Source organism: Pseudoscardovia radai (assembly GCF_002259605.1).
Taxonomy (GTDB): Bacteria; Actinomycetota; Actinomycetes; order Actinomycetales; family Bifidobacteriaceae; genus Pseudoscardovia; species Pseudoscardovia radai.
In genome coordinates this window covers 254322-273200 of the sequence record NZ_MWWR01000004.1, presented here as the reverse complement: position 1 = coordinate 273200, position 18879 = coordinate 254322, and the positions used below count along the sequence as shown (strand labels likewise).

Here is an 18879-nt window from a genome sequence, read left to right as displayed (position 1 = left end):
TTCTACGATTCGACCGCCGGCCTCCCCTGCCGTTTTCCCACGATTTTCCGGCCGCAAGACCGACCCGCGCGCCACCCCGCGCCCCGCCGGAACATGACGTCCATGTTACGAACGTGCAAACGGACCCTCAAGACCACACTTCGAGATTCGCCGTCCTGTGGTCGCGGGCGATGGACGGGGAAATCGTGCTTCATGGCGAAGAATCCTCACCACCAACCGCCAAACCGGGCCCAAGCCGCCGCCCCAGCACGAAAACCGTGCCTCATGGCGAAGAATCCTCACCACCAACCGCCAAACCGGGCCCAAGCCGCCGCCCCAGCACGAAAACCGTGCCTCATGGCGAAGAATCCTCACCACCAACCGCCATCCGCCAAAAACGAACGGGGCGGCGGCCTCCTTACTTATATAGGAGACCGCCGCCCCGCGCCAGCCGCGCATCGGCCGCGCATCGGCCGCGCCGACCGCAATCCGAAGCCGGCTCTACCGGAACCCTTCCGTCAGGCCGTAGCCGTCGTGCGCGAAGGGCGCGAAATCGTCCTTACGCGGCGACTCCGCGGCGTGGCGCAGGCTGCGGTCGGTGCCCAGGCGCTTCTCGCGACGCAGCGTCGGGATCTGCGAGAGGTCGTACGGCGTCGTTTCGTACACCCAGTTGATCCAGTTGCGCCACAGCAGGTTGCCGTGCGCGCGCCATGAGAACAGCGGCTCGAGCGTGGGGTCGTCATGCGGGAAGTAGTTGCGCGGGAAGGGCACGTTCTTGAGGCCCTTCTTCATGTCGCGCTCGTATTCCTCGGCGAGCGTGCGCTTCGAGTACTCCCAGTGGCCGAGCGCGAAGACCTCGGAGAAGTCCTTGTTCGCCAAGAGGCCCGGGCCGGAGTCGGGGCCCCATGTGAGGATCTGCAGGTCCGGGTTCGCGCGGATGTCGTCCTCGTCCACGGATGCCAGGCGTGAGTGCGGCTGCAGTGCAATCTCGTCAAAGCCGTTCGTCAGGAAGCAGTACTCGTCCATCAGATACTGCGGGAACACGCCGAAGATCTTCTGCGGCTCGAGGTGCTTGCGCACGCCGTAGTGGTAGTTGAGGCCGGCCATGGCGCCCCAGCACAGATACATGGTGGAGAACACATGCGTCGACGCCCAGTCGAGAATCTCCTTGAACTCGTCCCAGTAATCCACCTCTTCGAAGTCGAGATGCTCCACGGGCGCGCCGGTCACGACGAGGCCGTCGTAGCATTTGTCGCGGAACGAGTCGAGCGTCTCGTAGAACTTGATGAGGTGGTCGTGGCTCACATGCGTCCCGGTGTGCGTGGAGGTGCGCATGAAGTCGACGTCGAGCTGCAGCGGTGACTTGGACATGAGACGGAGCAGCTGGGTCTCGGTCTCGATCTTCTTCGGCATAAGGTTCAGGATTACGAAACGCAGCGGGCGGAAATCCTGCTTCTCCGCCTCCGGATCCTCCAGAGCGAAGATGCGTTCTGCATCCAGCACACCGCGTGCGGGCAATCCCATCGGTATCTTGATAGGCATGTTTTTATTGTAATGAATCGGTGTGTGGCACGTCTTCGCTGGTAGATGAATGGTGGCGGGCGGAGGCGGGGCGGGCGCGCAGGGTGGGCGCGGTCGGGCGCGAGCTTGGCGCGCGGCGAGCAAACACGATTCTCCCGCTCCCCTCACGCCCCGCCCGCCGATACGGATGCGAGGAGGCGGGTGCGAGGAGGCCTGGAATCACGAAAACGCAGTGGGAAAATCGTGTTTTCTACACGGTCCGGGCACAGCCCCATGACAACGACACGCCGAGGCTTGACGCTCCGGCGTTGACCGTTATAGTAGTAGGCGCTGCCTGAAACGGCAGCCGACGCGGGGTGGAGCAGCTCGGTAGCTCGCTGGGCTCATAACCCAGAGGTCCATGGTTCAAATCCATGCCCCGCTACCAATCAGGTCGTTGCCCAAACGGGCAACGACCTTTTCGTTTTCGCACGCCAATGCCGGCCGACACGACCAACGGTGGCCTTGGCTGGCACTGCAGCCGCCAGCCAAGGCCACCCTTCCGGAAAAAGCCCAGCATTCCCAACGATTCCACCGCCAACAGTGCCTCTCACTGGCACGGGAGCCGCCAACGAGAGGCACCGTTACGGAAAAAGACCAGCATTCCCAACGATTCCACCGCCAACAGTCGGTCTCACTGGCACGGAAGGAACCAATGAGAGGCACCGTTGACGAACCCATCGTTGCAAACACGCCACCCCCACCCCAACAGTCGCTCTCACTGGCACGGGAGCCGCCAACGAGAGGCACCGTTCCAGAAAAAGACCAGCATTCCCAACGATTCCCCCGCCAACAGTCGGTCTCACCGGCACGGAAGTCGCCAGCGAGAGGCACCCTTCCAGAAAAAGACCAGCATTCCCAACAACACCCACCCCAACAGTGCCTCTCACCGGCACGGGAGCCGCCAACGAGAGGCACCGTTCCAGAAAAAGACCAGCATTCCCAACGATTCCCGCGCCAACAGTGACCCTCACTGGCACTAGAGGAACCATCCAAGGACACTGTTGGCGGAACCGACCCGACTTCGTGTCCGCAACCCATCACAGTGTTCCCATGTCCGGAACAATGTGACGGCTTACGGACATAATCGGACGTTTTCGAGCCGGAAAATCGTGTTTTCCGTCCGCAACCCATCACAGTGTTACGGAGAAGGCGCGTGCCCCGCCGCGCCCCGCGCGCGCAGGCACGCACCCGCGCCCCGCGCGTCGCTCACCGGCCGCCGCCGATGTGGGCGCGGGTCAGGTTCATCGGATCGAGCACATCGTCGAGTACCTCGGCGCGCACATTGCCCTCCTCGAGCGCCACGTCCTTGACCGTGCGCCCCTCGCGCAGCGCGCGCTTGGCCAGATGGCAGGCGCCCTCGTAGCCGAGGTAGCCGTTAAGCGAGGTGGCGATCGACGCGGACCGCTCGGCGCGCTCACGCCCCAGGCGCTCGTTGGGCTTGATGCCGTCCACGCAGTTGACGCGCAGCGTGTCCATCGCGTGGGCCAGCACGCCCATGCCGGTCAGGAGCATGTGCACGGTGACGGGTTCGAACGCGTTGAGCTGCAGCTGCCCGCCTTCGGCGGCGGCGGTCACGGTGGCGTCCATGCCGAAGATCGTGAACACGCTCTGGTTCACGCATTCGGGGATCACCGGGTTCACCTTGCCCGGCATGATCGAGGAGCCGGCCTGGCGCGCAGGGATGTGAATCTCGGCGAGTCCGGCCTGCGGGCCGCTGGCGAGCAGGCGGATGTCGTTGGCGATCTTGCCCAGGTGCACGGCGAGGCGCTTGAGCTGCGAGGAAAGATCGACGAAGTCGCCCATGTCGCTCGTGGCGGCGATCGGATCGTTGGCCTCGCGGATGGTCAGGCCCGACACGTAGCTGAGCTTGGAGACGACGAGCGAGCGGAAGCGCGCGTCGGCGCAGATGCCGGTGCCGATGGCGGTGCCGCCGAGGTTGAGCACGCACAGCGAGTCGATCTGGGACGCAAGCTTGGCCACGTCATCGTCAAGAACGGTGCCGAAAGCACCGAATTCCTGCCCGAAGGTCATCGGCACGGCGTCCTGCAGCTGCGTGCGGCCGAGCTTGACCATCGTGCTCGAGCGGCGCGCGAGCCTCTGGAACGACAGGGCGAGCGCGCGGGCGGAGCGGATGACCGGGCGCAGCGCGAACACGAGCGCGAGGCGGCAGGCGGCCGGGTACGTGTCGTTGGTGGACTGCGACTTGTTCACGGTGTCGTTCGGATGCACGGGCGTGTAGGTGCCGCGCTGGTAACCTCCGATTTCGAGGGCACGATTGGCGATGACCTCGTTCACGTTCATGTTGGTGCTCGTACCGGCGCCGCCCTGGAGCACGTCGACGGGGAACTGGTCGTCGAAGTCGCCGGCGTACATCTCGCTGCACGCCTGGTCGATGAGCTCGAGCTGTTCGGCCGTGATGCCGCCGAGCTCGGCGTTGGCGCGGGCGCAGGCCTGCTTGATCAGCGCATACGCGCGGATGAGCTCGGGGTGGCTGCTCACCGGAATGCCGCTGACGGCGAAGTTCTCGATCGCGCGCTGCGTGTGCACACCCCAGTAGACGTCGGCGGGAACCTGCTTGGCGCCGAGGGAGTCGTGCTCGATGCGCACGGCGGCGGTTCCGGAAGCGGCGGTTCCGGTGGCCTCCGCGCCGGAGGCCGGCTTGGCCGAGGCGGCCGAGGCGGCGTCCAGCGGCTTGTCCGCCACGTCGATGTCTGTGTTCTGGGTTGCGATCTGGTGGGTCATGGCTTGTCCTTATGTATACGCCGATGGGGCTGCGGATATCGAGGTTGCCGTGTGGTGAACCTCACGTGAAGCGAGAATAGGATCGCGCAAAACCATCTACAAGACCCCTAGTTCCTTGATTTGCCATAGGCAAAACCTATACTTTGAGTATCCACGATTCCCTCGCCGCCTCACCGGAGCGCCGGCCGAGATTCCCGACGAGCCGCCGGAACCCAGCATCCGCGCGGCTGCGCACGCGCCGCGCAATCGTCTGCACTCCCCGCGCCGGGCATCCGATCCGCGCCGGCGCATACCCCTCGCAAGGCCCGGCCGACGCAGGAAACCGTAACACAACCGAAACACCCCGCACGCCCACCCCCACCCCACCCCACCCCGAAAGGACACCCGCCCGCCCCATGATGACCCTCACCCAGATCCAGGCCTTCTACTACGCCGCCACCCTCGGATCGTTCACGTCGGCGGCATCGTATCTGGGCATGACGCAGCCGACCGTCTCCGAGCAGGTGCGGCGCATTGAAACCGAATACGGCATCACGCTGTTCGTGCGCGCCGGCCGCCGCCTCGTACCCACCACCGCCGGCCGCACCCTCATCCCCTGGGCCAAGCGCATGCTCGACGGCGAGCTCGGCGCGGACGCGGCCCTGCGCGCGCTCGTCACAGGTGAAAGCGGCACGGTGTCGTTCGGAATCCTGCGCAACGCGAGTTACTACGGCCTGTCCGACCTCGCGTCGGATTTCGGACGCAGCCACCCGAATGTGCGCCTGCGCCTCGTCGGTCAGAACTCCTTCGAGGTGGCGGACGCCGTGCGCTCCGGCGAGCTCGAGGCGGGGCTCCTGTGCCTGCCGGTTCCCGTCAATGACCTCGACTCCACGCTGCTCATGCAGCAGGAGATCGTGTGGGCGAGCAGCCGCGCGGAGCGCTGCGAGCGCCCGATGAGCGTGGAGCGGATCCCCGACGAGCCGCTGATTCTCTACGATGCGCATCACGGCTGGAACGATCCCTCGCGCCGTCAGCTGGCGCAGCGTGCGCAGCTGCGCGGCGTGACGCTCGAGCCGCAGATCGAGGTGGAGTCGGTGGATTCGGCGGTGCAGCTCGTGGCCAGTGGCCTGGGCGAGACGATGGTGCCGCGCGCGGTGGCGGAGGCGTCGAATTTCCCGACGAACGTGCATATCACGCCGTTCGACCATCCGATTTTCGACACCTTCGCGCTGGTGACGCGCCACGATTGGGAGATGTCTCCGATCACGCGCGAGCTGGCGACGATTGCGGTGACGAGGCTGATCTCCGCCGCCTCGCGCAACGATCAGATCCTCGTGAAGCTTCCGTTCACGCCGCGCTGAGGCATGACCCGCGCCGAAGCGCCACGCCCCGCTGAGGCCAGGCTCCCCGCCCCTTGCCAAGCTACGCGATGTCGATCAAGCTACGCGATGTCGACGCGCGTGCCGTCGGGGATATTCGCGTAGAACCACTGTGCGTCCGACACCGTCAGGCGCAGGCAGCCGTGCGAGGCGGGCTCCCCGAGCTTCTCGGCCTCCGACACGATGTACTCGCCGTTGATATCGGTGGGCACGGTGTGGAACAGGTAGTCGCCGTAGAAGCTGACCCAGTAGTTCGCGCCCATCTGCTCGTTGGGGTTGTAGAACGATTCGCCGCGGCTCTGGATGTAATACGTGCCGGTGGGAGTCGTGCCGTCCATGCCGGACGAGCAGATCATGGTGTAGATGGTGTCGTCGCCGTTCTTGATATACACGCGCTGCTCGGCGAGGGAGACCTGCACGGAAAGGTTGTCGGAGTCGTACTGCGACATATCCGGGTACGCGCCGCCCGAGGCGCCCTGCCAGTCGATGGCCTGCGCGGTGGTGGCGGAGTCGTCGGACGATGGGGCGTCGGTGGGTGTCGCATCGGCGCTGGCGCTGGCATCCGTGGAGCTGGCGCTGGCATCGGCGGAACTAGCGTCGGCGGCACCTGATTCCGCGGGCATGGTGTCGGCCACGGCCTGCTCGGCGCCATACGAGGCGTGTCGCAGCACGGCACGGTTGGTCTGCGCCACCGACAGCGCCACAAGCAGGCTCAGAACCACGATTCCGACGGCAAGCATGCCGAAAACGGTGAGGCGGCGGGTGCGCGCGATGCTGCGCGCGCGGTCCTCGCGGGACGCGTGGCGCGTGCCTTTCTTCGCATCCCCGCGATTCCCGGCATCCCCGCGGTCGCCCTGGCCCGACTGGCCGGCCTGGTCGGCGCGACGACGGGCGCGGTCGTTCTGCGCAGCACGCGACGCCGGGATATCACGGCGTACATCGTTGCGACGGGCATCGTTATGACGGGAGTCCTGCGCATCATGGCCGCGGCCCTGCGCATCATGGCGGCGGTCGGCTGTGTGATTCCGCGCCGGCGGAGGCGGCGGCACCTGACCGCGCCTTTTCGGAGGACGCGGCGGCTGCGACGACGCTCCCGAATGGCGCCTGCCGGCGTCGTGACCCGATCCTTTTCTCGCGCTCATACGTACCTTTCGTCCGTCCCGCCTGTTGGCACCAGGACCCTGCATCATCCGGGCGACCGTCGGATTCGACCGGCCGAATCGTCCAGTTCCATCGTCTTTCTCAATCGTATGCGGCGCCTTGCGCACCGCCGCGCGGCACTCCGCGTCAAACCCGCATCATCGTACCAAAACAAGCAGGGCAACACGTGGTCCGTCACGAAGGCATCACAAAGACCGGGACCGCGCGTATCCTTGATACGGACACCCGGGGTGGTCCCGGGAAGCAACAAGGAGATAACCATGGCAGAAACCTTCGACGTCGTCGTTGAAATTCCGCGCGGCTCGCACAACAAGTACGAAGTCGACCACGAGACCGGCCGCATCCGTCTGGACCGCACGCTGTTCACCTCCATGCAGTACCCGGATGACTACGGCTACATCGATGGCACGCTGGGCGAGGACGGCGATCCGCTGGACGCGCTCGTCATGATCCCGAACTCGGTGTTCCCGGGCTGCGTCATCGAGTGCCGCGCCGTGGGCCTGTACCACATGGTTGACGAGGCCGGCGGCGACGACAAGGTGCTGTGCGTGCCCGCCGACGTGCGTTTCGATGACATCAAGGACATCGACGATGTCTCCGAGTTCCACAAGAAGGAGATCGACCACTTCTTCTCGCAGTACAAGGCCCTCGAGCCGGGCAAGGAAGTCAAGCCGGGCTCCTACTGGACCAACGCCGCGAAGGCCGAGGAGGAGATCGTCGCCGCCCGCAAGCGCCTCGCCGATTCCGAGAAGTAAGCTCCGCGCCGCTGCATAGCGCAACCCAGCGCAGCGTAACGAAAAGCCGCACCCCGAACACGGTGCGGCTTTCTTATTTCCAATCTTTCCAGCGCCTCCGGTGACGAGTGCCCCGGCGACGCGATCAGGCGGCGACTCAATCAGGCGGTGACGACGAACCAGGCGGCGACGGCGACGGCGGCGCCGAACACAAGCACGGGAATCAGGCCCCAGCACAGCCACACGCGGCGCAGACCGGGGATGACTCGCCCCGGCTCGACGGCCACGCGCACGTAATCGGTTATCGAGATGCGGCGCGACCAGATCACGCTGGCCCAGCCGAGCATGACGAACGCCGCCACAAGCCCCGCCACCACGCACCACGCACGCAGGGGGTTGCGCTGCAGGCAGATGCGCCACAGATGCATCTGCGGCAGAAGGCACCATCCCATGCCGCACAGTCCCACGAGCCCTGACATGACGGTGGTGGACAGCGAGTAAATCATGCGCGTGCGCGAGGAACGCAGCAGCTCGTACAGGAAGGCGCCGACCACCAGCGCAGCCGCGAGCGCGGCCACCCACCTAAGCCAGTGCACGCCCAGGGGGTCGAGGAAGCTGAAGGCCACGCCGCCCACGCCCATCGCGATGGCGGCCACACGCGCGGCGACGGTCGACGGGGTGCGCAACGGGAAGGGGTAGGTGAAGGTGAACAGGAGGAGCATGACGAAGGCCTCGAGCGCGGTCCACGGGGACGGCGAGAGGTAGGCGGTGCAAACGCCCGGCGCGAACCACATGGCGGCCATGCACAGGTATCCGACGAGCTGCACGAGCAGGACGCGCATGGTCATGCCTTTGCCCAGGCCCGCGGTCTGCGGCCCTGGCGCGGCGGGCGCCGCGGTGGCGGCATGCGCGGCGGCGTCCGGCGTGTGCGTGGTCCGCCTGCGGTGCCGGGTGGCCGACGATGCACCCGATGATGCATCCGATGCGGATCCGGTGCGTTCGGGGGCCCCGCCGGGCTTCTCGGTGTCGGGCTTCTCGGTGTGCTCGACCATCTCATCCTCCTGACATATCGACGCGCCACCCCGGAGTGCGGCCTATCATGGGCGCACACCACGGCGCTTCCACCAAGCTTACGCGCGGTCGGGCCTGGCCGTCGCATGCGGCGCGCACCGCGCGCGGCAGAGGCGGGCGGAACGGCGGCGGAGGCGGGGTGCGAGGGGATCGCATCGGGTCCGGACCGGAATCCGGATCGGGGCCACGCGGGTCCGGACCGGGGGCACGGCATGCCGGCGTCATAGGGCATTCCTGTTCCACGATGCGGCCCCGTGCGTAAACATCAGGTTAATTTGCGCACCATAACCCGAAATCTGGGCGTGATTAAACTGATAACCGACCGAAACCTTGTGACATAACCGCATCACAGACGCGCCGAACGCGCAACAATGTAACCACACACCACTGCTGGCTCATACCACAACAGCATGCATGAAAGGCACAGCCGTGACAGACCTGACCTTGATGACGAACGCAGAGGACCCCGCGTCGGTCCTGCCGTCCCTGGCATTGCTCTCTCACCGCGTCCGCGTGCTTCCTCTGGACGCCGCCTCGCTGGTCCGCATGCCTGAATCCACGATTCTGTTCATCGACGCGCGCGACGACCTCGCCAGCGCGCGCACCCTGTGCAGGCTCATCCACGCCTCCGGGCTGTCCACCCCGATCATCCTCATCCTGACCGAAGGCGGCTTCACGGTGGTCAACGCGCAATGGGGAATCGCCGACATCGTGATCGATTCGGCAAGCCCGGCCGAGATAGAGGCGCGTCTGCGTCTGATTGCCGAGCGCGGGCGCCCGATGCCGGCGCAGGGCGGCGTGTCGGGCAGCGGTTCGTCGTTCGACACGCAGGAGGGCGTCATCCGTTGCGGCGAGCTGGTGGTGGACACCAACGGCTACACCGCGAGCCTGCGCGGCAAGCCCATCGACCTGGCGTACAAGGAGTTCGAGCTGCTCAAATACCTCGTGCTGCATCCGGGGCGCGTGTTCACGCGCGCGCAGCTGCTGCAGGAGGTGTGGGGCTACGACTACTACGGCGGCACGCGCACGGTGGACGTGCATATCCGTCGTCTGCGCGCGAAGCTGGGCGGCGAGTACGAGCATCTCATCGGCACGGTGCGCAACGTGGGCTACCGCTTCGATCCGCCGCAGGACCACGCGGACGAGATGGGCCTCGACCAGTCCGACGATCCGGCCGAATCCGCCGCATGAGCAACGCATCCGAATCCTCCGCCCGCAGCGGCAGCTCCTCTGCGCACGGCAACACCCGCACGCCAAGCGCAACACAGGACGCGACACGGAGCACATCACGGGGCGCATCGTATCGTGAAACCAAGGCCCAGCGCACAGCGCGCATGCACGACGAATACGAGATCCTGCGCGGAGTCTACCCGGAGCCGCGCTGCGCGCTCGATTTCTCAACGCCGTTCGAACTGCTCGTCGCCACCATGCTGTCGGCGCAGACCACGGACCGCATGGTCAACACCGTCACGCCCGAGCTGTTCTCGCGCTACCCCGGCCCCGAGCAGCTGGCGGGCGCACGCACGGAGGACGTGGAGCGCATCATCCACCCTTTGGGTTTCTTCCGCATGAAGGCGCGGCGCGCCATCGACCTGTCGCGCGCGCTTCTCGACGATTTCGGCGGCGAGGTTCCGCGCACGATGGAGGAGCTCACCACCTTGCCTGGCGTGGGGCGCAAAACGGCGAACGTGGTGCTCGGCAACGCCTTCGGGATTCCCGGCTTCCCCGTCGACACGCATGTGATCCGCGTGACGGGGCGCCTGCGCTGGCGCCGCGACTGGCGCTCGTCCAAGCCCGACCCCGTGGCCATCGAAAGCGAGATCTGCGCCGTGTTCCCGCCCGAGGAATGGACGGACCTGTCGCATCGTCTGATCTTCCACGGGCGCGACACCTGCCACGCGCGCAACCCCGAATGCGGCCGCTGCCCGCTCGCCGGAACCTGCCCCAGCGCCGGAATCATCTGAGCGCAAGCCGTGGATCATGATCGCAATCGCCTATAAGCGCGGGGCGAATCCACGGTCCAGACACGGCGCAATCGGAGCCACGCGCGTTGGGGCATGCACGTACAGTGGGCAACATGAGCACTTCTCACGACGATGGCATGGATTCCCGGACGTTCGCCCAGCCACAACAGCCAACGCCCGCGGCAGAACCGACGCAGACGCCAGTATCTGGCCCGACGTCCACGCCGGCCACATCGTCCACCCCCACATCCGCGCCATCGTCTGCCCGTGCGCAGCGCGCTGCCGCCCGCACCGCCACCCGCGCCACCGCGCGCGGATGGATCGTGTTCACCGCATGCCTCATCGTCTTCGGCTTCGCCGCCTGGCTCGTCTGGGGCATGACCGTCTCGCACAACAACCCCGTCGTGCGGCGCCTGTCGGGCGCCACGGGCGCATCGGTCACCATCGCCGTCGACGCCGTGCCCTCCTCGCTCGACGTGCACACTGACTCCGAGGACGCCGTGGCGCAGTACCTCGTCGGCAACGTCTACGAGACGATCTGCGGACGCAACGCCTCGAACAACGCGGTCGCCGGCCTTGCAACATCGTGGGAGACCTCCGAGGACGGCCTGACCTACACCTTCCACCTCGCCGATGGCATCCGTTTCTCGAACGGGCATACGCTTGACGCCTCCGACGTGGTCTGGTCCCTGCAGCAGACCGTGCAGAACGCCTATCTCGGCTCCGACGCGCTGGCCGGCCTCGCCTCCGTCACGCAGACCGACGCCTCCACCGTCACCATCACCCTGTCCACGCCCGACCCCACGCTGCCCTGGCGCCTGTCGGGCCGCGCGGGAATAGTGTGGGACGAGGAGGACCAAGGCGACGGCACGACGCCCGTCGCCGGCTCCGGTCCCTACGTCATCGGCGCGCTCGATGCCGGGCAGACGCTGACCCTTGAGCGCAACGACGCGTACTGGGCGTCCGGCCACACCGAGAACCCGCGCACCGTGACGCTGCGCGCCTACGCCGACGGACAGTCCGCCGTCGAGGATGTGAAAAACGGCACGGTGGACGCCGTGCTGCCCGCGGACTCCGACGCGCTGGCGTCGCTGGACGGCGTCGAGGGCGTGAGCGAAACCACAATGGGCTCCACCATGAAGACGGCGATTGCGTTCCATTCGGGCGGACAGACGTATTTCGCGGACGTGGCGTCGCGGCAGGCCGCGCGCAAGGCGATCGACACCGCGGGCATCGTCTCGTGGTGCGGCGCCACATGCGGCACGCTGAGCGAAGCCGTCGCGCCGCTTGACCCCGGCGCCGGCGACATCTCCCCCGCCGTCTCCTACGATCCGCAATCCAGCCGCGCGTTCTTCTCGTCGCTCGCCATGAACCTGAGCTTCGTGTACCGCGAGTCCGACGCCGCGGTGGCGCAGCAGGCGATCGCGCAGCTGTCGGCCGCCGGCTGGTGGGTTTTCGGCACGCAGCTCGACGATGCCTCCTACGAGCGGCAGGTGACGCAGGAACACGATTACGACATGACGATCGTGCATTTCGATGACAGCCGCGACATCTCCCGGATCAGCGACCCGAACGGCGTGGCACAGTACACGAGCTCCGAGGCGGACGAGCTGCGCGCGCGGCTCGCCGCCGCCACGAACGGAACCGACTATGCGAACGACGTGGCCGCGCTCGCCGACCGGCTCGATACCGACAGCCCCTATGTGTGGCTCTATGTGTCGACCCCCGTAGCCGCCTCGCGCAGCACCCTCACCGGCATGCCCGCCCTGTACTCGTCCGACCGCCTCGACCTCACCGCCCTCCACGTGAACTGACGCGGCGGGAAAATCGTCTGCCCAGACCCCAAAACCGTGCAAAGCGGGTGCCATCACACCCGCCGAACGCCATTTCAGGCCGAAAAATCGTCAATACCACCCCAAAACCACCCAAAGCGGGTGCCATCACACCCACTTTGCACGATTCCAGGCCGGAAAATCGTAAAAACCACCCCGAAACCGCCCAAAGCGGGTGCCGCCACACCCGCCGAACGCCATTTCAGGCCAAAAATCGTAGAAACCACCCCAAAACCGCATAAAGCGGGTGCCATCACACCCACTTTGCACCATTCCGGGCCCAAAACCACCCGCCGGAACCCCAAAACCGCATAAAGTGGGTGTCCACACACCCGCCGAACGCCATTTCAGGCCGAAAAATCGTCAAAACCACCCCAAAACCGCATAAAGTGGGCGCCACCACACCCACTTTGCGCGATTCCAACCCCAAAACCGCCCGCCGGAACCCCAAAACCGCCCAAAGCGGGTGCCCACACACCCGCCGAACGCCAAAACGTACCGAAACACCGCCGGACGCCACCCTCTCCCATAACAATGTGATGGGAAACGGACACAAAACGGCCTCCGGACGGCACAATCACACGATTTCTGTCCGCAAGCCATCACATTGTTAAAAGGAACCTGTCCCCGCCGCGAGAGGGCGAAGCGGAAACGGTCTCATGTCACGCTGAATCCTTAGACTGGCGGCTATGGCTGATAAAAAAGAATCCATCACAGCGAACCTGACCCCGCTGCCCGATCGCGTCGGGGTCGAGGGCCTCGAGAACAAGTGGGGCAAGGTCTGGGAGGAGTCCCAGGTCTACCGTTTCCGCAACACCCGTGACCGCAAGGCCGTCTACTCCATCGACACCCCGCCGCCCACCGCGTCCGGCCATCTGCACGTGGGCCATGTCTTCTCCTATACGCATACCGACGTCATCGCGCGCTACAAGCGCATGCGCGGTTTCGACGTGCTCTACCCGATGGGCTGGGACGACAACGGCCTGCCCACCGAGCGCCGCGTGCAGAACTATTACGGCGTGCGCGTGGACACGTCGCTGAAGTACGATCCCGATTTCAAGCCGCCGTTCGAAGGCACCGAGGGCAAGAAGATCCAGGCCAAGGACCAGGTGCCCTGCTCCCGTCAGAACTTCATCGAGCTGTGCGAGAAGCTCACCCCGCAGGACGAGGCGCAGTTCGAGCACCTGTGGCGCGCGCTGGGCCTGTCGGTCGACTGGACACAGACCTATAACACCATCGGCACGCACGCACGCCGCGTGGCCCAGAAGGCGTTCCTGCGCAACCTCGCCCGTGGCGAGGCCTATCAGAAGGAAGCCCCGGGCCTGTGGGACGTCACGTTCCAGACCGCGGTAGCCCAGGCCGAGCTCGAAAGCCGCGAATACGATGGCTTCTACCATCGTGTGGCCTTCCGCTTCGAGGACGGCACACCGATCTACATCGAGACCACCCGCCCCGAGCTGCTCCCCGCCTGCTGCGCCCTCATCGCGCATCCTGACGACGAGCGCTACCAGAAGTACTTCGGCCAGTACGTGTACTCCCCGCTGTTCAAGGTCAAGGTGCCGATTCTCGCGCACAAGGCCGCGGAGATGGACAAGGGCGCCGGCATCGCCATGTGCTGCACCTTCGGCGACGTCACCGACGTCGAGTGGTGGCGCGACCTGCATCTGCCGACCCGCTCGATCATCCAGCGCAACGGCCGCATCATCATGAGCGTGCCGGACTGGCTCGAGGACCCGGAGGGCATCGGCCTGTTCCAGCAGCTCGAGGGCAAGACCACGTTCTCCGCCCGCAAGATCATCGTCGAGGCGCTGCGCCAGTCCGGCGATCTGGACGGCGAGCCGCGCCCGACGAAGCGTATGACGAACTTCTATGAGAAGGGCGACAAGCCGCTCGAGATCGTCACCTCGCGCCAGTGGTACCTCAAGAACGGCGGCACCGACCCGCAGCTGAACGCCGAGCTCCTCGAGCGCGGCAAGGAACTCGACTTCCACCCCGACTTCATGCGCGTGCGCTACAACAACTGGGTCGAGGGCCTCAACGGCGACTGGCTCATCTCGCGCCAGCGCTACTTCGGCATCCCGTTCCCGCTGTGGTACCCGGTGAACGCCGACGGCACCACCGATTACGAGCACCCGATCACCCCGGAGGAAGCGGATCTGCCGATCGATCCGACGCAGGACGTCCCGGAGGGCTTCGACGAGGAGCAGCGTGACCAGCCCGGCGGCTTCACGGCCGAGAAGGACATCATGGACACGTGGGCCACGTCGTCGCTCACCCCGCAGATCGTGACCCACTGGGGCGAGCCCGGCGAGGACGGCTTCTTCAACGCGTCGTTCCCGATGGACCTGCGCCCGCAGGGCCAGGACATCATCCGCACCTGGCTGTTCAGCACCATCGACCGCGCGCATCTCGAGAACGGCGTGCTGCCGTGGAAGCACGCGACGCTCTCCGGCTGGATTCTCGATCCGGACCACAAGAAGATGAGCAAGTCCAAGGGCAACGTGGTTGTTCCGAACGAGCCGATCGACAAGTACGGCGCGGATGCCGTGCGCTACTGGGCCGCCTCCGCGCGCCTGGGCGTCGACGCCACGTATGACGAGGGCCAGATGAAAATCGGGCGCCGCCTCGCCATCAAGCTGCTCAACGCCACGAAGTTCGCGCTCGCCATCGGCCGCGAGGACGAGAACCACCATGTGGGCGAGCCCGCGCAGGCCGTGTGGGACCCCGCGAACGTGACGGTTGCGCTCGACCGCGCCACGATGGGTGCGCTGGGCAAGGTTATCGCCGAGGCCACCGAATCGCTCGAGAACTACGATCACGCCAAGGCGCTCGACCTCATCGAGACCTTCTTCTGGCAGTTCTGCGACGATTACATCGAGCTCGTGAAGAACCGCGCCTATGGCACGGCCGACGCGACGCACGAGATGCCGAGCGCCGAGGACGTGCTCTCCGCCCGCACCACGCTGGGCCTGGGCCTCGACGCCTTCGCCCGTCTCTTCGCCCCGTACCTGCCGTACGCCACGGAGGAAGTGTGGAGCTGGATGCACGCGGACGGCGGTTCCGTGCACCGCGCCGCATGGCCGGACGCCGCGTACTACGCGTCCTGCGCCGGCAAGGCCGATCCTGCCCAGCTCGACTGGGCCGGACGCGCCCTCGCCGCCCTGCGCAAGATCAAGTCCGAGGCCAAGGTCTCCATGAAGACGCCGATCCTCAAGGCCGAGATGAACGTCGACCACGAGGGTGCGAACTTCGTGAAGTCCTCCCTGCCCGACATCGCCGAGGCCGGCCACGTGACCGGCAAGATCGTGATCAACAGCGTGAGCCACGCGAACGATGCCGACGACGACCAGATCACCGGCGTCAAGATCGTCTCGAGCGAGCTCGGCGAGGCCCCGGCCAAGAAGCCGAAGGCCCCGAAGGCTCCGAAGGGCGAGTAAGCCAGGGCTTCCGAATACGGAACGAATACGAAAGGGGTCGCATGCTCCGGCATGCGACCCCTTGTTTTATGCGACGTTCTATGCGCCGTTTTATGCGCCATCCGCGCCTCTGGCAGCGCCGCCTCTCACAGCGCTCACAGCGCGTCGTAAATCGCGCCCGCGGCCTGCGCAATCGCGCCCCACGACGACCCATCGGTGAGGATCACCATCACATAGTCCCCCTTGTCGGAATACACGATGGCGGCATCGTGGAGCAACCCGTAGAGGAAGCCGACCTTGTCAGCCACCGTGCCGTGCTCGCCGATGCCCGTCGGAATGCCGGAGCGATACACCTGCGTCGTCATGTCCTCGAGCAGTTTCGCGCGCGAATCCGGGTCCATGAACGTGCCTTTGTACAGGCGCGTGAGGTAGTCGGCGAGGTCGCCGGCCGTGACGTAGGAATCGTCGGCGAAACCGGAGTTCATGAAGCCGGCGTCGCGCATCTCCTGCTGCACCGTCAGCGGGTTCTTCATGTTGAGCCAGGCGAGAGGGCAGGCGTTGTCGGAGTTGACGATCATGGTGTCGAAGCACGAGCCGAGCGTCTGGCCGTTGAACGGCGTGTCCCACGTCATGGTGCCGTTTTCGACGGCGCTGATCATGGAGTAGGCCACGAACAGCTTGTAGGTGCTCGCGCCGGTGAACTGCTGCTCGGGGTCGATGCTCACGATGGTGGCGTCGTTCGCCATGCTCACCACCTGGACGGCGTAGTCGGCGCCGGCGAAGATGGAGTCGAGCGTCGGCTTCATGTCGGCGGTGATGTCGACGTTGCGCGGGGTGGATGGCTCGGGGACGGGGGCTTCTTTCGTGAGGTCGGCGTCGGCGGCGTCGAGGGTTTCGGTAGCGGTGGGAGTGTCGGGGGTTTCGGTAGCGGCCGCGGCCTCCGACGATGCTCCGGCGCCGTTGCGCGTCATACGGTAGCGCGTGTACAGGCCGCATCCGACGACCAGCGCCACGACGATGACGATGGCAATGACGATGAGCGCGGGATGGCGGCGACGGGCGTGGGAGGCCGCCTTGGCGGGGCCGGCCGACGATTCGGATGACGGGTCGGAAAATCGTGCATCGTCTTGTTCGGGACCATCGGAAGGCCCATACGCTCTGTTCATCTTGCCTCGGAATGCTCTCTGCTGGAATCGGCGCCGTTGCGACGCAGTGACGGGACCCTATTCTACGGCGCGGCGTCACCCTTCCGTGCAATCAGGCGTAGACGTCGAGCGTGCCGGGATCGCCACCGGCGTCGATGATGCGCTGGTGGCGCTTCTTGGCCTCCTCGACCACGAACTGCTTGTACATCTCGGCGATCTGCATGTCGAGACCCGCGTCGCGGGCGATGCTGCGCAGACGCTCGATCTGCTGTTCCTCACGCTGCAGGTCGGCCGGGGCGAAGCCAGCCTGGGCCTTGAGCACGCCGACGCGCGACGTGGCCTTGAAACGCTCGGCGAGCAGGTGGATGACGGCCGCATCGATGTTGTCGATCGTGGAGCGCAACGCCTCGATCTGCTTCACCGCCGCATGCGTGCGCGGAGTGTCGGCCGACTCGATCGTGGTCGTGCGCTCGGTCGGCGTGGCGGATGCGGATGCCGCGGCGGATGCCGCGACGGATGCGATGCCGGAGCGCGCATCGGTGCGCGTCGCGGCGGATTCATCATGCTGGAAGGAATTGCTCTGGCCCTCAGGCCACTCGCCCGTAGTCGTTTCACTCATACGCCCAGCTTACCCATTCCCCGCGCCGTTCGCGTAAACCCGCACGCCAGATAAACCACGCGAGCCGGGAAACCACGCGAGTCTCACAAGCCACGACGGTCCGGAATCCGTACCACTTGTTATCGGAGATGGTGCCCGCCCCGTGCTCCATCCTCTCCACCCGCCAACGATGCCTCTCACTGGCGGCCACACTGCCAGTAAGAGGCATCGTTAACCAGAAACCCACCCATTCCCAACGATGCCCCCGCCAACAGTCGGTCTCACTGGTCGCCACAGTGCCAGTGAGAGGCACCGTTGAGAAAACAATCGTTGAAAACACTAGGCTTCCCCACCAACAGTCGCCCTCACTGGTCACCGCCCTGCCAGTGAGAGGCACTGTCGGACGAACGATCGTTGAAAACACTAGGCTTCCCCACCAACAGTCGGTCTCACTGGTCGCCACACTGCCAGTGAGAGGCACTGTCGGACGAACGATCGCTGAAAACACTAGGCTTCCCCACCAACAGTCGCCCTCACTGGTCACCGCCCTGCCAGTGAGAGGCACTGTTGAATTCGCGAGGAAGCGTGCGGATGGGAATCGGTCCGAAAGCCGTACCACCGTTATGAAAAACGACAACACTGGTATGGGCTTCCGACGTCGCCGGACCCCACGCCGAATCTCACGCACCGGAGCCCACCCGCCGGCTCTCGCGCACAAAGGCCCGAAACCCAGGCGCGCCCTTAGGCGAAAGCGCGGGTGTAGGTCTCGGCGGCGCAGAGTATGGCGGCGACGAAGGCGAGCATGTGAATCGTGGTGGTGTTCCAACCAGGGATATACACCGCCGACACGGCAAGCGCCACCAGAACCATGACGGACGCGATGCCGCTGGGCGCAAGATACCGGCGCGACAGCAACGCAACGGCAAGGGCCAGCGGCACCATCGCGCTAATTAGCACAACGGATCCGACAAGGCTTGCCGGCAGGGTGGGGTCGTTCACGATTCCCCAGCCGTATCCGTTCGCCGCGAGCATGCCGGCTTCGATGGCACACAGCACGGCCACCGCCAGCCATAGTCGCGCGATCAGGCGGTTCGGCTCGCCATCGGAACCGGGTGCGCGCTCCGGCGTAGGCCGGCTATCCCGCCCGGTCCGCTCTTCCACGATGTCACGATCGGTCTCGAAATCAGCCTCGTACTCGGTTTTCTGATCGGTCATGTCTCTCCAAACGTCTCTCCGATATTCCCCGACGGCGCGACGCACTGAGCGGCGCGCATCGATAGTCCCATCGTATGACGATTTTCACAATCGTGGTGTAT

Annotated in this window: 13 protein-coding genes and 1 tRNA gene; 7 read left to right on the top strand and 7 right to left on the bottom strand. The window is 65.7% G+C overall.

The genetic code is table 11. The annotated features are described in order from the left end of the window. Positions 1–480: 480 nt before the first annotated feature. Positions 481–1521 carry a homoserine O-succinyltransferase gene (locus PSRA_RS03110; RefSeq protein ID WP_094660436.1) on the bottom strand — a complete coding sequence of 347 codons (1041 nt, stop codon included), beginning with the start codon at positions 1519–1521 and terminating at the stop codon, positions 481–483. A gap of 329 nt (positions 1522–1850) precedes the next feature. Here PSRA_RS03110 and PSRA_RS03105 point away from each other — a divergent pair. Further along, positions 1851–1927: transfer RNA gene (locus PSRA_RS03105), tRNA-Met, on the top strand. 821 nt (positions 1928–2748) lie between these two features. Here PSRA_RS03105 and PSRA_RS03100 read toward each other — a convergent pair. Beyond that, positions 2749–4284: an aspartate ammonia-lyase gene (locus tag PSRA_RS03100; RefSeq protein ID WP_094660435.1), complete on the bottom strand. Its 1536-nt coding sequence runs from the start codon at positions 4282–4284 to the stop codon at positions 2749–2751. Between the two features lie 395 nt (positions 4285–4679). On the opposite strand from PSRA_RS03100, the gene PSRA_RS03095 reads away from it, so the two are divergent. Next, entirely contained in the window at positions 4680–5624 is a 945-nt protein-coding gene (locus PSRA_RS03095) for a LysR family transcriptional regulator (RefSeq protein WP_245834851.1), read from the top strand. Between the two features lie 80 nt (positions 5625–5704). Here PSRA_RS03095 and PSRA_RS03090 read toward each other — a convergent pair whose 3' ends face one another. After that, positions 5705–6691, bottom strand: coding sequence for a L,D-transpeptidase (locus tag PSRA_RS03090; RefSeq protein ID WP_245834850.1), 987 nt, complete (start codon positions 6689–6691; stop codon positions 5705–5707). A gap of 372 nt (positions 6692–7063) precedes the next feature. Between PSRA_RS03090 and PSRA_RS03085 the strand changes: the two genes are divergently transcribed. Continuing rightward, positions 7064–7558, top strand: coding sequence for an inorganic diphosphatase (locus tag PSRA_RS03085; protein ID WP_094660434.1), 495 nt, complete (start codon positions 7064–7066; stop codon positions 7556–7558). 140 nt (positions 7559–7698) lie between these two features. Here the strand turns inward: PSRA_RS03085 and PSRA_RS03080 are convergent, their stop codons facing one another. Further along, positions 7699–8589, bottom strand: coding sequence for a hypothetical protein (locus PSRA_RS03080; RefSeq protein WP_094660433.1), 891 nt, complete (start codon positions 8587–8589; stop codon positions 7699–7701). A 448-nt stretch (positions 8590–9037) separates the two neighbouring features. Here PSRA_RS03080 and PSRA_RS03075 point away from each other — a divergent pair, with 448 nt between their 5' ends. The 4 genes from PSRA_RS03075 (at position 9038) to valS (ending at position 15841) form a co-directional block, all read left to right on the top strand. Beyond that, the gene (locus PSRA_RS03075) at positions 9038–9799 is read left to right on the top strand and encodes a winged helix-turn-helix transcriptional regulator (protein ID WP_094660432.1); all 762 of its coding nucleotides are present in this window, start codon (positions 9038–9040) and stop codon (positions 9797–9799) included. A gap of 143 nt (positions 9800–9942) precedes the next feature. Then, positions 9943–10572 carry an endonuclease III gene (gene nth, locus PSRA_RS03070; protein ID WP_094660478.1) on the top strand — a complete coding sequence of 210 codons (630 nt, stop codon included), beginning with the start codon at positions 9943–9945 and terminating at the stop codon, positions 10570–10572. A gap of 113 nt (positions 10573–10685) precedes the next feature. After that, positions 10686–12386 carry an ABC transporter substrate-binding protein gene (locus PSRA_RS03065; protein ID WP_143516311.1) on the top strand — a complete coding sequence of 567 codons (1701 nt, stop codon included), beginning with the start codon at positions 10686–10688 and terminating at the stop codon, positions 12384–12386. Positions 12387–13093: 707 nt separating this feature from the next. Further along, positions 13094–15841, top strand: a complete 2748-nt coding sequence (gene valS / locus PSRA_RS03060) for a valine--tRNA ligase (protein ID WP_094660430.1) — start codon at positions 13094–13096, stop codon at positions 15839–15841. 134 nt (positions 15842–15975) lie between these two features. On the opposite strand, the gene PSRA_RS03055 is transcribed toward valS, so the two are convergent. The 3 genes from PSRA_RS03055 to PSRA_RS03045 all read right to left on the bottom strand — a co-directional run bounded on the left by PSRA_RS03055 (position 15976) and on the right by PSRA_RS03045 (position 18778). Continuing rightward, on the bottom strand, positions 15976–16986 hold the full coding sequence (locus PSRA_RS03055) for a serine hydrolase (protein WP_094660429.1): 1011 nt from the start codon (positions 16984–16986) through the stop codon (positions 15976–15978). 91 nt (positions 16987–17077) lie between these two features. Beyond that, a complete protein-coding gene (locus PSRA_RS03050; RefSeq protein ID WP_245834864.1) occupies positions 17078–17422 on the bottom strand; it encodes a chorismate mutase in 345 nt (114 codons plus the stop codon). 882 nt (positions 17423–18304) lie between these two features. Continuing rightward, positions 18305–18778 (bottom strand): hypothetical protein, encoded by a 474-nt coding sequence (locus tag PSRA_RS03045; RefSeq protein ID WP_094660427.1) that lies wholly within the window; start codon positions 18776–18778, stop codon positions 18305–18307. Positions 18779–18879 lie beyond the last annotated feature (101 nt).